The 12,802-nt window shown below is 69.3% G+C and carries 11 protein-coding genes; 8 read left to right on the top strand and 3 right to left on the bottom strand.

The window, feature by feature from the left end; all coding sequences use genetic code 11:
- Positions 1–65 precede the first annotated feature (65 nt).
- The 5 genes from hemE to fadJ all read left to right on the top strand — a co-directional run bounded on the left by hemE (position 66) and on the right by fadJ (position 5,982).
- Positions 66–1,103, top strand: coding sequence for a uroporphyrinogen decarboxylase (gene hemE, locus JRI60_RS37010; RefSeq protein WP_204220626.1), 1,038 nt, complete (start codon positions 66–68; stop codon positions 1,101–1,103).
- 82 nt (positions 1,104–1,185) lie between these two features.
- Entirely contained in the window at positions 1,186–1,749 is a 564-nt protein-coding gene (locus JRI60_RS37005) for a hypothetical protein (protein ID WP_204220625.1), read from the top strand.
- On the top strand, positions 1,746–2,315 hold the full coding sequence (locus JRI60_RS37000; protein ID WP_204220624.1) for a hypothetical protein: 570 nt from the start codon (positions 1,746–1,748) through the stop codon (positions 2,313–2,315). Before JRI60_RS37005 ends, JRI60_RS37000 begins: the two co-directional genes overlap by 4 nt.
- Before the next feature lie 122 nt (positions 2,316–2,437).
- Complete coding sequence (gene fadI / locus JRI60_RS36995; RefSeq protein ID WP_204220623.1) at positions 2,438–3,742, top strand: acetyl-CoA C-acyltransferase FadI; 1,305 nt, start codon at positions 2,438–2,440, stop codon at positions 3,740–3,742.
- A complete protein-coding gene (gene fadJ, locus JRI60_RS36990) occupies positions 3,742–5,982 on the top strand; it encodes a fatty acid oxidation complex subunit alpha FadJ (protein ID WP_204220622.1) in 2,241 nt (746 codons plus the stop codon). The genes fadI and fadJ overlap by 1 nt, the downstream gene beginning before the upstream one ends.
- A 64-nt stretch (positions 5,983–6,046) precedes the next feature.
- Here fadJ and JRI60_RS36985 read toward each other — a convergent pair whose 3' ends face one another.
- Positions 6,047–7,978, bottom strand: a complete 1,932-nt coding sequence (locus JRI60_RS36985) for a CocE/NonD family hydrolase (RefSeq protein WP_204220621.1) — start codon at positions 7,976–7,978, stop codon at positions 6,047–6,049.
- A 166-nt stretch (positions 7,979–8,144) separates the two neighbouring features.
- On the opposite strand from JRI60_RS36985, the gene JRI60_RS36980 reads away from it, so the two are divergent.
- Together JRI60_RS36980 and JRI60_RS36975 are read left to right on the top strand one after the other, a co-directional pair.
- Positions 8,145–9,275 (top strand): mannosyltransferase family protein, encoded by a 1,131-nt coding sequence (locus JRI60_RS36980; RefSeq protein ID WP_204220620.1) that lies wholly within the window; start codon positions 8,145–8,147, stop codon positions 9,273–9,275.
- On the top strand, positions 9,272–9,958 hold the full coding sequence (locus tag JRI60_RS36975) for a class I SAM-dependent methyltransferase (RefSeq protein ID WP_204220619.1): 687 nt from the start codon (positions 9,272–9,274) through the stop codon (positions 9,956–9,958). Before JRI60_RS36980 ends, JRI60_RS36975 begins: the two co-directional genes overlap by 4 nt.
- Here JRI60_RS36975 and JRI60_RS36970 read toward each other — a convergent pair.
- Together JRI60_RS36970 and JRI60_RS36965 are read right to left on the bottom strand one after the other, a co-directional pair.
- Positions 9,913–10,779 carry a ChbG/HpnK family deacetylase gene (locus JRI60_RS36970; protein ID WP_204220618.1) on the bottom strand — a complete coding sequence of 289 codons (867 nt, stop codon included), beginning with the start codon at positions 10,777–10,779 and terminating at the stop codon, positions 9,913–9,915. The two genes, JRI60_RS36975 and JRI60_RS36970, sit on opposite strands and share 46 nt — an antisense overlap.
- A 4-nt stretch (positions 10,780–10,783) precedes the next feature.
- A complete protein-coding gene (locus tag JRI60_RS36965; protein ID WP_204220617.1) occupies positions 10,784–11,578 on the bottom strand; it encodes a glycosyltransferase family 2 protein in 795 nt (264 codons plus the stop codon).
- 167 nt (positions 11,579–11,745) lie between these two features.
- Between JRI60_RS36965 and JRI60_RS36960 the strand changes: the two genes are divergently transcribed.
- Positions 11,746–12,660, top strand: a complete 915-nt coding sequence (locus tag JRI60_RS36960) for a GGDEF domain-containing response regulator (protein ID WP_343213355.1) — start codon at positions 11,746–11,748, stop codon at positions 12,658–12,660.
- Positions 12,661–12,802: the final 142 nt, after the last annotated feature.

Here is a 12,802-nt window from a genome sequence, read left to right as displayed (position 1 = left end):
CTCCTGACAACCCTCGCCCCCCGCCCGCTCCCCGAGGGAGAGGGGGCACACATGGAGCCCACCCCTTGAACGATCGCCTCCTCCGCGCCGCTCGCCGCCAGCCCACCGACACCACCCCGGTGTGGCTCATGCGCCAGGCCGGCCGCTACCTGCCCGAGTATCGCGCCATCCGCGGCAACATCGGCTTCCTCGAGCTGTGCAAGAACCCGGACCTCGCCGCCGAGGTCACCGTGCAGCCCATCACCCGCCTGGGCGTGGATGCCGCCATCATCTTCTCGGACATCCTCATCCCCGTGGAGGCCATGGGCATCGAGCTGGAGCTCGGCGACAAGGGGCCTCACTTCCCCAACCCCGTGCGCACCGCCGCGGACATCGAGCGCCTCGCGGTGCCCGACCCCGTCCAGGGCACCGGCTTCGTCGCCGAGGCCATCCGCCGCACCCGGCGCGCCCTCAATGACTCGGTGCCCGTCATCGGCTTCTCCGGCGCTCCCTTCACCCTCGCCGCGTACATGGTCGAGGGCGGTGGCTCCAAGAGCTACATCCTCATCAAGCGGCTCCTCTTCGAGCAGCCCAAGCTGGCCCACTCCCTCTTCGAGAAGCTGACGAGCACCCTCATCCCGTATCTGCTCATGCAGGTGGAGGCGGGCGCGAGCATCGTGCAGATCTTCGACTCGTGGGGCGGCGAGCTCTCGCCCTGGGACTACGAGCGCTTCTGTCTGCCGTACCTCACGCGCATGGTGAAGGAGGTCCAGGCCAAGGGCGTGCCCGTCATCGTCTTCGGCACCGGCATGTCCAACCACCTGCCGCTGCTCAAGCGCACCGGCGCGGACGTCATCGGGCAGGACTGGCGCACGCCCATCGACGAGGCCCGCCGCGTCCTCGGCCCCGATGTGGCCGTGCAGGGCAACCTGGATCCGCTTCACCTGTTCCTGCCGCGCGAGGAGCTGGAGCAGCGCGTGGTGGACATCCTCCGCCGAGCCGGCCCCGTGGGACACATCTGCAACCTCGGCCACGGCATCCTCCCGCCCACGGATCCGGAGGCCGCGAAGTTCTTCGTGGATGCCGTCCACAAGCACGGCATCGCGCTCCGCCAGGGCACCTGATGATGTCACCCCGTGGGTCGACCGGGGATGTCAGAGGCGCCCGGTAGGGTGGCGTGAGGTGTTGGGGAAGGGGACGGGCGCCGTGACGGACGAGGGCAGGAGTGGTGAGTACCAGCGCAGGGTACTCGCGCTCGAACATCGAGGATTGCTGGAGCTGTGGGAGGGCCTTCGAGCGGGTGTTACGACCGCCGATTGGCCCGCTGGTGTGCTGCTGGAGTACCTCATCCTGCGGGCCTTCCAGTTGGAGGGCGCCGAGGTGACCTGGCCTTACCGGGTCTACCAGGATGGAGTCCTCCTGGAGCAGATCGACGGGGTGGTCTATTTCGATGGGGAGTCCTGTCTGGTAGAGTTCAAAGATGTGACCAGACCAGTAGATGCCGTTGCCATCGTCAAGCTGAAATCACAACTTCTGCGTCGCCCGCGAACGGCCATTGGGGCGCTGTTCAATACGGGCGAGTTCTCTTCGACGGCGCTCACGCTGGCGCGGATGCTGCCGCCGCCGGATGTGTTGCTGTGGCGAGGCTCGGAGATCGATGTGGCCCTACGAGAGCGACGGCTCATCGAGGGCATGAGGAGGAAGCTGCGGTACGCGGTGGAGATGGGGCTCGTGGAGCTGAACCTGATGGACGGGAGGAAGATTGGATGAGTGCGTTCATCGTGACCTCGGGACTCGTGGCGGGGTGGCTCATGAAGCGTCTGGTGGACGGTCATCCCCGCCTGCGCGATCGGGCCATCCAGGTTCGGGCAGATGAAGGCCGTGGCGGAACTGTATCCACGGCGCGGAGCATCCTCGCGCTGCGGCGGGTCCCCGTGGCCGTGGTGGCCGACGCGGATACGCTCTCGCCAGCCATGATGGCGGAGCAGGGGGGCTTGATGGAGTATCTCCTGGGCGACGCGGCGCCTTCGGGTGAATGGCGGGTCTTGTTGATCGCACCCGAGGTCGCCGTGCTCCTCTTCCGTGATGAGTCACTGCTGCGCTCCCTGGTGCCCGTGAGTCCCTCGTTCGAGCAGCTCATCCGGGGTCGCTACGAGCCCAACCGGGTACTCGCCGAGCTGTTCGCGCAGGCGGGTGCGCAGCCCTTCCCGGACGCGCTGATCGAGCGTCTCAAGCAGGCCGACGTGTCCTCGCTCTGGGTCGCTCCGGAGCTCCGCCCCCTGGAGGAGTTCCTCCTCGAAAAGTCGGCTGCTCAACAGCCGGGCACGGCTCCCTGACCTCGCTCCGAGGGGGAGCAGCCAGGGGGCGTGTCCGTGTTGATTCTGGAGTCAATCTCCCGTTGACGCGATGCGCCACGGGTCATTAGATGCGCCTCATTCTGCAGGAGGGTGAGGCACACATGGCACGCGAGAAGCAGCGCAACGGTCACCGCAGGGTGGCCATCGTCCGCGGGTTGCGGACGCCCTTCGTGAAGGCGGGAACCGACTTCGCGAAGCTCACCGCGCTGGACCTGGGCCGCATGGTGGTCCAGGAGCTGGTGCAGCGCGCGGAGATCGATCCCCAGGAGATCGACCAGCTGGTGTTCGGCCAGGTCATCCCCACGCTCACCGCGCCGTCCATCGCGCGCGAGGTGGTGCTCGCCGCGGGGCTGCCGCGCAAGATTGAAGCGTTCACCGTGGCGCGCGCCTGCGCCACCTCCATCCAGGCCATGACGACGGCGGCCAACGCCATCGCCGTGGGCGAGGCGGACGTGGTCATCGCCGGTGGCACCGAGTCCATGTCGGACGCGCCCATCTTCACCAGCCGCCCGCTGGCCCAGGCGCTGGTGGCCGCCTCCAAGGCCCGGAGTCTCACGGAGAAGCTCAGGGCCTTCCAGGCGCTCAAGCCGCGCGACCTGGTCCCCGTGCCCCCGGCCATCGCCGAGTACTCCACCGGCCTCACCATGGGGGAGAGCGCGGAGAAGATGGCCAAGGAGAACGGCATCTCCCGCGAGGAGCAGGATCGCATCGCGTTCAACTCGCACCAGAACGCCGCGCGCTCCTGGAAGGACGGCTTCTTCGACCCCCAGGTGATGCACGTCGTGGTGCCGCCGAAGTACGAGAAGGTGTCGCAGAAGGACAACATCGTCCGCGAGGACACGAGCCTGGAGGCGCTCGCCCAGCTCAAGCCCGCGTTCGACCGCAAGTACGGCTCCATCACCGCGGGCAACGCCTCGCCGCTCACCGACGGCGCCGCCGCGCTGCTGCTGATGAGCGAGGAGAAGGCCAGGGCGCTCGGCCTGGAGCCGCTCGGCTACCTGCGCTCCCACGCCTATGCCGCCACCGACCCGGGTGGACAGCTCCTCCAGGGCCCGGCCTACGCGGCCCCCATCGCGCTGCAGCGCGCGGGGATGAAGCTCTCGGACATCGACATCGTGGAGATGCACGAGGCGTTCGCCGCCCAGGTGGCCAGCAACATCCAGGCGCTGGCCTCCAAGGAGTTCGCTCAGAAGGCCGGCTGGAGCGCGCCGGTGGGCGAGGTGGACCGCACGCGCCTCAACCTGGCCGGTGGCTCCATCTCCATCGGTCACCCCTTCGGAGCCACGGGGGCGCGCATCGTCACCCAGGCCCTGCATGAGCTGAAGCGTCAGAACAAGAACACGGTGCTGTGCACCGTCTGCGCCGCCGGCGGCCTGGGTGCCGCGGTGGTCCTGGAGCGTGCGTGATGGCTGCGATGAAGGCACAGGAGCTCGAGGCGAAGCAGGGCTTCACCTACCAGGTCGAGGACAACGTCGCGGTCCTCACCTTCGACCTGCCCGGCGAGTCGGTGAACACGCTCTCCCCCGACGTGGGCGAGGCGTTCGCCGCGCTGCTCGGCCGCGCGGAGAAGGACCCCGCGGTGAAGGCGGTCGTCTTCACCTCCGGCAAGAAGGACAGCTTCGTGGCCGGGGCGAAGATCGACTTCCTCCAGACCATCAAGACGGCCACCGACGCCACCGCCGCCTCGCGCCAGGGGCAGCAGGGCTTCGACAGGCTGGATGCGTTCCCCAAGCCGGTGGTGGCGGCCATCCACGGCGCGTGTCTGGGCGGCGGCCTGGAGTGGGCGCTCGCGTGTGACTACCGCATCGCCACCGACAGCCCGAAGACGACGCTCGGACTGCCCGAGGTGCAGCTCGGCCTCATCCCCGGCGCGGGTGGCACCCAGCGGCTGCCGGCCCTCATCGGCGTGCAGGCCGCGTTGGACCTCATCCTCACCGGCAAGAACGTGAAGCCCTCCAAGGCCAAGAAGCTGGGCCTGGTGGACGAAGTGGTGCCCGCGCCCATCCTCCGCGCTGTCGCCGTGCGGCGCGCCCGCGAGCTGTCCGAGGGCATGCTCAAGGTGGAGCGTCCTCGCGGTCAGGGCCTCAAGGCGGTGGCGCAGCAGGGCAAGAAGGGTCTGGGCGGGCTGCTGGCGGGGCTGGCCAACAAGGAGCTGTGGGCCGAGGTCGCGCTCGAGGACAACCCGGTGGGCCGGAAGATCCTCTTCGACCAGGCGCGCAAGCAGCTGCGCAAGAAGACGCGCGGCAAGTACCCGGCGCCGGAGCGGGCGCTGGAGGCCATTCGCATCGGCGTGGAGTCCGGTCACGCGGCGGGCCTGGAGGCCGAGGCCCGCTTCTTCGGCGAGCTGGTGGTGTCCGACGTCTCCAAGCGGCTGGTGGAGGTCTTCTTCGCCACCACCGCCCTCAAGAAGGAGAACGGCACCTCCAACCCGGACGTGAAGCCGCGCGAGGTGAAGAAGGTGGGCGTGCTCGGCGGCGGTCTGATGGGCGGTGGCATCGCCTACGTCAGCTCGGCGCTGCAGGGCGTGCCGGTGCGCGTGAAGGACAAGGACGATGCCGGCGTGGGCCGCGCCCTCAAGCAGGTGCAGGGCATCTACGATGAGCGGGTGAAGAAGCGCTCGCTCACGTGGCGCGAGGCGGCCGCGAAGATGGCGCTCGTCACCGGCGGCACCGGCTACGAGGGCTTCAAGAACGCGGACGTGGTCATCGAGGCCGTCTTCGAGGACCTGGCCCTCAAGCACCGCATCATCGGCGAGGTGGAGGCCGTCACCCACGCCGACTGCATCTTCGCCTCCAACACCTCCAGCATCCCCATCACCGAGCTGGCCAAGGGCTCGCGCCGGCCCGCCCAGGTCATCGGCATGCATTACTTCAGCCCGGTGAACAAGATGCCGCTGCTGGAGATCATCACCCACAAGGGCACCGCCGACTGGGTGACGGCCACCTGCGTGGAGGTGGGCAAGAAGCAGGGCAAGACGGTCATCGTCGTCAACGACGGGCCGGGCTTCTACACCTCGCGCATCCTCGCGCCGTACATGAACGAGGCCGCGCACCTGCTGGCCGATGGTGCCGACATCGCCGCGCTGGACAAGGCGCTCGTCGAGTTCGGCTTCCCCGTGGGCCCCATCACCCTGTTGGACGAGGTGGGCATCGACGTGGCCCAGAAGGTGGGCCCCATCATGGAGGCCGCCTTCGGCAAGCGCATGGCCGCGCCCAAGGCCCTGGAGAAGGTCGTCGCCGAGGGCCGCCTGGGCCGCAAGAACAAGAAGGGCTTCTACACCTACGACGGCAAGAAGAAGAAGGAGGTGGACGTCTCCGTCTACGAGCTGCTGCCGCACGGGAAGAACCGCAAGCAGCTCGACTCGCGCGAGATAGCCGAGCGCTGCGCCCTCCAGATGGTGAACGAGGCCGTGCGCTGCCTGGGCGAGGGCATCCTGCGCAGCGCGCGTGACGGCGACGTGGGCGCCATCTTCGGGCTCGGCTTCCCGCCGTTCCTCGGTGGCCCCTTCCGCTACGCGGACAGCCTCGGCCCCGCCGAGCTGCTGCGCCGCCTGGAGCACTACCAGGACAAGTACGGCGAGCGCTTCACCCCCGCGCCGTACCTGGTGGACATGGTGAAGGCGGGCAAGACGTTCTACCCGCGCTGACCCCGGGGACCGGGAGGGCAGGGGAGTCGTTCCTCCTGCCCTCCGGTTTCGTCCCGGGCTCGCGTCACTCGTCCAGCGCGGGCAGCACGCTCACCTTGAGCGAGCTCGGGTGCGCCGCCGAGCGGTAGACGCGGTGGAAGGCGCGCACGAAGTCCTCCTCCTTCGCCTCGAAGATGTTGGGCACGAAGGTCTGCGGGTTCCGGTCGATGAACGGGAACCAGCTCGACTGCACCTGGATCATCACCCGGTGCCCCCGCTCGAAGGTGTGGAAGACGTCGTTGATGACGAAGCGCACCTTCGTCACCTCTCCCGGCTTGAACGGCTTGGGCTCGCTGTAGCTGTCGCGGAACCGGCCTCGGAACGGCTCACCGCGCACCAGCGTCTGCTGGCCACCCCGGTTGCGTTTGCCCGCCGCCTCGTCCTCCCTCGAGAAGCCGGGCACCTTGCCCGGATTGACGTCGACGAGCTTCACCACCCAGTCCGCGTCCGTGCCCGTGGTGGACACCCACAGCTCCGCCTCCAGCGGCCCGGCGAGCGTGAGATCGTTCTGCAGCGGCTCCGTCTGGTACACGAGCACGTCGGGCCGGCGCGCCGCGAAGCGCTGGTCCTCCGTCATGTAGTTCTTGGTCCAGGCCGTGGTGATCTCCGTCGTGTAGGGCACCGGCTTGTTCGGGTCGCTCACGTACTCGTCGAAGGACTCCTCCCTGGCCGTGGGGGCGGCGAAGGTGAGGCCTCCCTTCGGCTGGAAGTAGAGCTTCTGCTCGCGCACCTGCTTCGGCGGCCACGTCTCGAAGCGCCGCCAGCGGTTGGCGCCGGTCTCGAACACCAGGGCCTCGGGCAGGTTGGGCTTCTCTCCCCCCTTGAGGTGGTGCTTGAAGAAGGCCAGCTCCAGCTCCTGGTAGAGCTCGCTCGTCTGGAAGCCGAACTCGGCGTCACCCAGCGCGGAGCTGTCCGCGCGCGTCCAGCCTCCGTGCGGCCAGGGACCCATGACCAGCGTGTTGGCGATGCCCGGGTTCTGCTTCTCGATGGCGCGATAGGTGCGCAGCGGCCCGTACAGGTCCTCGGTGTCGAACCAGCCGCCCACCACCATCACCGCGGCCTTGATGTTCTTCAGGTGTGGCAGGAGGTTTCGCGACTGCCAGAACTCGTCGTAGTTGGGGTGCGCGGTGATGTCCTTCCAGAAGGCGACGTCCCCCTTGAGGTAGCGCGTGTCCGCGTTGCTCAGCGGCCCCAGGTCGAGGAAGAACTGGTAGCCGTCCGGCGTGCCGTGCTCGAAGCGCTTCCATTCCTCGCTGAAGGTGGGCACCGGGCGGGGCTTGCCGAAGGTGGAGAAGAAGTTGAACGCCAGCACCAGGTTGAAGGCGCCGTGCCGGTGCATGTCGTCCCAGAACCAGTCGGCGATGGGGGCCTGCGGCGACACCGCCTTGAGCGCCGGGTGCGAGTCGATGGCGCCCGCCGACGTGTAGAAGCCCGGATAGGAGATGCCCCACTGGCCCACGCGCCCGTTGTTGCCCTGCACGTTCTTCACCAGCCACTCGACGGTGTCGTGCGTGTCGGTGCTCTCGTCGATGTCCTTGGGCCCGCTCTTCTTCGCGAGGTGCGGGCGCACGTTGACGAACTCGCCCTCGGACATGTTGCGGCCTCGCACGTCCTGGAAGGCGAAGATGAAGCCGTCCTTCTCGTACTGCTCGGTGGGCCCGAGCCTGCGCGCGTACCGGTCCTGGCCGTACGGCGCCACCGAGTAGGGCGTGCGCACGAGCATCACGGGGTAGCGCTTGCCGGGGCTCGCGTCGTTGGGGACGTAGACGGACGTGAACAGCCTCGTGCCGTCGCGCATCGGAACGCGGTACTCGAACTTGGTGTAGTGCGAGCGGATGTATTCGGCGCGCTCGGACGAATCGCCATAGGGCTGCTGGGGCCTCGCGGCCTGCGCCCGGGCCGGGCCGGCAAGCGCGACGCACACGAGCACCACGAGGCTGCGGAACGTGAGGGGCATGCACTCTCCTGATGAGGGAGTGGCATTCTCGGTGAAGGGTCGGGGGGCGGAAAGTCTCGTGTGAGCCGGAGGGGACATGGGAGGCCTCGCACCCGCACTCCGCGTCCAGGCCCATCGCGCGCGGAGCTTGACCCTGGCGCGTTTCTGGACGATGCCCCCGGCGCCCATGCCCCGCTCCGCGTCCCGCACCGTCGCCCTCGCCGCGCTTGGCGCCCTGCTCACCTGCACCGTCGCCGTGGTGGTGGCCGCGCGCTCCTTCCCCGAGAGCTACAGCCCGGCGCGGCTCTCCTGGCCCAACGCGTCCCTGTTGCTGGGCTGGGCCCGCTTCGACGCGGGCTGGTACGCGGACATCGCCACCCAGGGCTACGGGTACACCCCTGGCCAGCAGAGCTCGGTGGCCTTCTTCCCCGCCTACCCGCTCGCCATCCGCGGGCTCGGCGTGCTGGGCGTGGACACCTTCATCGCCGGCGTGCTGCTCACCGTGCTCTGTGGCGGGGCCGCCGTGGTGCTCTTCACCCGTTGGGCCTCCCACCTCAAGGGAGAGGACGCCGCTCGCGACGCGGGGCTGCTGCTCGTCCTCTATCCCTTCGCCTTCTTCCTCTACGGGGCGATGTACTCGGACGCGCTCTTCCTCCTGCTGCTGGTGAGCGCCTTCTACCTGCTCGAGCGCGGCCAGCTCCTGCCCGCGGTGCTGCTGGGCGCGGTGGCCACCGCCGCGCGCCCCGTCGCTCCGGCGCTGGTGCTCGGACTGCTCGCGCGCCGGCTCGAGTGGAAGCACCAGCGCGGCGAGAAGTGGACCCTCTGGGACGCGCTCCCGGTGCTCGCTGGCCTGGGGCTCGTGCTCTACGTCCTCTACCTCTGGCACGCCTTCGGTGAGCCCTTCGCCTTCGCCAAGGTGCAGTCCGCTCCGGGGTGGGACCAGCGGCCCGGTTGGCGCACCTGGCTCAAGGTGCGCTGGTTCCAGGGCTTCAGCTCCTCCATGACGCTCGCGGACGGGCTGCGGCTGGTGGGGCATGCCGCCTTCTCCCTCGGGGCGCTCGCCCTGGTGTGGCCCACCGTGAAGCGGCTCGGCTGGGGCTACGGCGCCTATGTCGCCGCCATGGTCGGAATGCCCACCCTCTCCAGCAAGGACTTCATGGGCATGGGGCGCTACCTGCTCGCCGCCTTTCCGCTCTTCCTCACGCTCGCGCTGCTGCTGCGCGAGCGGCCTCGCCTTCGCTGGGGGGTGCTCTCCACGAGTGCCGTGTTGCTCATAGCGCTCGCCGCCGCCTACGGTGCGGGAGCCTACGTGTCATGAACGCTCCCATCTCCGCCGCCCTCTCGCTCTTCTCCCGGTTGCCCCCCGCCGAGCGCTTCCACGTCCACGCCCGTGCCTTCTCCGCGCCGCTCGAAGCCATCGCCGCCCGTGTACCCCCCGGTGGCACCGTGGCCGATGTGGGATGCGGCCATGGGCTGTTCTCCGGGCTTCTCGCCCTGAGCGACTCCCAGCGGACGGTACATGGGGTCGATCCTGACCCACGCAAAATCGAGTGGGCCCGCCAGGGACCCGGCTGGCTGCCCAACGTGAAGGTCGAGGTGGGCACCGTGGAGACATTGGCCGAGCGGCTGCCCGGGCACTTCGACACGGTGGTGGTGAGCGACGTGCTCTACCTGCTGCCCGTGGAGCGCTGGCCGGACTTCCTTCGGGAGGCCCGGCGTCTGCTGCGCCCCGGTGGGCGGCTCCTGGTGAAGGAGGCCGAGGGCGATGGCACCTGGAAGCACCTCAAGTGCCTGGCGCAGGAGGTGGTGATGGTGAAGCTGCTCGGCCGGACGAAGGCCGGTGGCGCGCTGGTGCTTCAGTCCCGCGGCGCGGTGGAGGCCCTGCTGCGCCGGACCGGCTTCGCCCCGCGCGAGACGGTGGCGCTGGGGGCGGGCTACTCCACGCCCCACATCCTCTATGTGGCGGAGGCGGTCGCCGAGGCCCCGGCCAGCGCGCCGTAGGTGGTCAGCCGCACGCCGAGCCGCTCGATGCGCGCCAACACCCTGGGGCTGGTGAGCGCGTCCAGCTCGGACTGCCAGCCGTAGCGCCAACCCGGGTCCTCCGGCACGTGCGGACGGCCTTCGCCCGGGTGGCAGCCGAGCTCGAAGTCTCCCGGAGGCAGCGACTCCAGCAGCGAGAGCAGGGCCGACTCGGTGAGCTGGCCCGCCTCGAAGACGCCGCCCGCGCTCACCCGCCGGACTCCGGGCATCGGCCCTGGCGCGGCGCGGGCCAGCAGCGTCAGCAGCGTCGTCTTCACCGCCGGCCCGGGCGCTCGCAGCCACGAGACGCGGGGCAGCCGGTCCGGCCAGCGCAGGGGCAGGCCCTCGCGTCTGGCCAGGGCCTCCACCAGCGGGCGCACACCCGGGAGCAGGTGCAGGTGCTGGTGTGCGTCCAGGTGGTCCACCTCCGCGCCCAGCTCCCGCGCGAGCCTCAGCTGCGCGGCCAGCTCCAGCTCCACCTCCTCGCGGCGCACCTGACCGGTGAGCCACGCCCGCGCGAAGTCCGCCCAGCTGCCGCGCATGCGCCCATCCGGCGCCACCGTGGGCACGTGCGAGGCGGGAGCCGCCGGGGGCAGCCGGGTGGAGAGGCTCAGGTGGACACCCAGGGCCAGTCCCTGGGCCCGCGCGCTCGGCACCGCCCGCGCCGCGTTGGGGCCCTTCACCAGCACCGTGGCACTGGTGACGATGCCCTCGCGGTGCGCCCGGAGGATGCCGGCGTCCAGGGCCGGGTGCAGCCCGAGGTCGTCCGCGTTGACGACCAGGCGCGTGGGGGCCCGTCCCACCGCGCTACCCGTGGCCGCGCGTCCGCTCGCGCTGCGAGCCGTGCAACGGCGCCACCGAGGGCGGCAGCCTCACCGGACGCTTCGTCGCCTGGGGCGTCTTCGTCTCCGGGTACAGCTTCACCAGCTCGCGCACCATCTTCACGATGACGGACGGCGAGGACAGCGTGGAGATGCCGCGCGTGCGCGGGAAGTAGTCCACGCCCATCTGGAAGACGCGGAAGCCCTGGTTGATGGCCTTCACCACCAGCTCCGCGTCGATGAAGGAGCCCTGGCTGTTGAGCTCCACCGCCTCCAGCACCCGCCGGTGCATCACCTTGAAGCTGAAGTTGATGTCCTTCACGTGGACACCGAACAGCGTGCGGATGAGCGTGTTGTAGGCGAACGAGTAGACGATGCGCTTCGGTCCCTCGCTGGTGCGGTCGAACCGGAAGGCGCAGATCATGTCCGCCTCCAGGTACTTCATCAGGTGCAGCGCCCGCTCCAGCTCGTTCAGGTCGAAGGGCAGGTCGATGTCCGAGTACACCACGATGTCCTTGGTGGACGCGGACAGGCCCGTGCGCATCGCCCCGCCCAGCTTCAGGTTGACGGGGTGGGTGATGAACCGGAACTGTGGGATGCGCGCCGCCAGCTGCTCGCAGATTTCCTGCGTGCGGTCCGTGGACGCATCGTTGACGACGATGATCTCGTAGTCGTCCGTGAGCCGGGAGAGCACGGTCTGGGCGCGCGACACCGCGCGCTCCACGTAGTCCTCCTCGTTCCAGGCGGGAAAGAAGAGGCTGATGCTGGGGGATTTGCCCACGATGGACCTCGGCGGTGCGTCGCCGTGACAGAGCGGAGTGGATGCGGCTGCTATCAAACATTGGCCGGCGCGTGCAATCCAACCATCGCGGGAGTCACCAGGGCGTGCTAGCTTGGCTTCCTCGGTTTTCGGGGGTCGATGTGGGAGACAGGCGCCTCATTCTGCTGGTGGACGACTTACCCGGACGACAGGCGGACCTGGCGAGCGCGTTGGAGCAGGAGGGCTTCTCCGTACGGTTGGTGGCAGCTGGTCCAGAGGCCCAGCGTCGCATCGACGAGGCCCACCTGGTCCTTCTCGTCCTGGGTCCCGCTGGCGGGCCGTCGCGTGCGCTCTTGCAGCACCTGATGGCCCAGGATGACGAGGGCAAGGGTCCTCCGGTCATCGCGCTGGTGCCCGCGGACGAGCGCTCCGCGGTGCTGGCCGTGCTGAGGCTGGGCGCGGAGGTGGTGCGCACCCCGGTGGACCCGGAGGAGCTCATGGCGCGCATGGCGCGCTGCATCCAGGAGCGGCAGCGCTTCAGCGCGCTCGTGGCCCGCGTGGCCTCGCTCGAGCGCCTGTCCATCACCGACGGCCTCACCCAGGTCCACAACCACCGCTACTTCCAGGACCGGCTGCGCGAGGAGTTCCGGCGCGCCCAGCGCTATGACGACCCGCTGTCGCTCATCCTCATCGACCTGGACCACTTCAAGGCCTTCAATGACGAGCACGGCCACCAGGTGGGCGACATCGTGCTGTGCGACGTGGCGGCCTCCCTCCAGCGCAGCGTGCGGGAGACGGACCTGCTCGCCCGCTATGGAGGCGAGGAGTTCGCCATCCTCCTGCCGCGCACCCCGCTGGCCGGCGCCCTCACGGTGGCCGAGCGTGTCTGGCGGGAGCTGGGCCTCCTGCTCACCGGGCCCCAGCGGACGTTGCGCGTCACCGCGTCGCTCGGCGTCTCGTCCTTCCCCCACCACGCCGTCAACAGCGCCGAGCAGCTCGTGCGCTCCGCGGACCAGGCGCTCTACCGCGCCAAGAGCGAAGGGCGGAATCGCATCTGTGTGCATTCCTCGCCCTCACCCCTCGCCAGTCCCACCCCTCGCTAGTCTACCCTACGTCTCGCATCTGGGTCATCATTGACCCGATTGCCGGGTCGGGGTATGGAGAGACCCAGGGTGGGCGAAAGCCCCGGGTGCTGAAACACCCGGTATCTATGGGCTTTGCGGTGTGGCGGACGTTGGCAGCGTC

Origin of the sequence: Archangium violaceum (genome assembly GCF_016887565.1) — a bacterium.
GTDB lineage: Bacteria > Myxococcota > Myxococcia > Myxococcales > Myxococcaceae > Archangium > Archangium violaceum_B.
This window is presented reverse-complemented; position numbering and strand designations above follow the sequence as displayed.

Coding starts and splice junctions, on each gene's coding strand:
- fadI (WP_204220623.1), top strand. CDS start 2,438: ATGGCACGCGAGAAGCAGCGCAACGGTCACCGCAGGGTGGCCATCGTC.
- JRI60_RS36985 (WP_204220621.1), bottom strand. CDS start 7,978: ATGCCCCTCACGTTCCGCAGCCTCGTGGTGCTCGTGTGCGTCGCGCTT.
- fadJ (WP_204220622.1), top strand. CDS start 3,742: ATGGCTGCGATGAAGGCACAGGAGCTCGAGGCGAAGCAGGGCTTCACC.
- JRI60_RS36980 (WP_204220620.1), top strand. CDS start 8,145: ATGCCCCGCTCCGCGTCCCGCACCGTCGCCCTCGCCGCGCTTGGCGCC.
- JRI60_RS36975 (WP_204220619.1), top strand. CDS start 9,272: ATGAACGCTCCCATCTCCGCCGCCCTCTCGCTCTTCTCCCGGTTGCCC.
- JRI60_RS37000 (WP_204220624.1), top strand. CDS start 1,746: ATGAGTGCGTTCATCGTGACCTCGGGACTCGTGGCGGGGTGGCTCATG.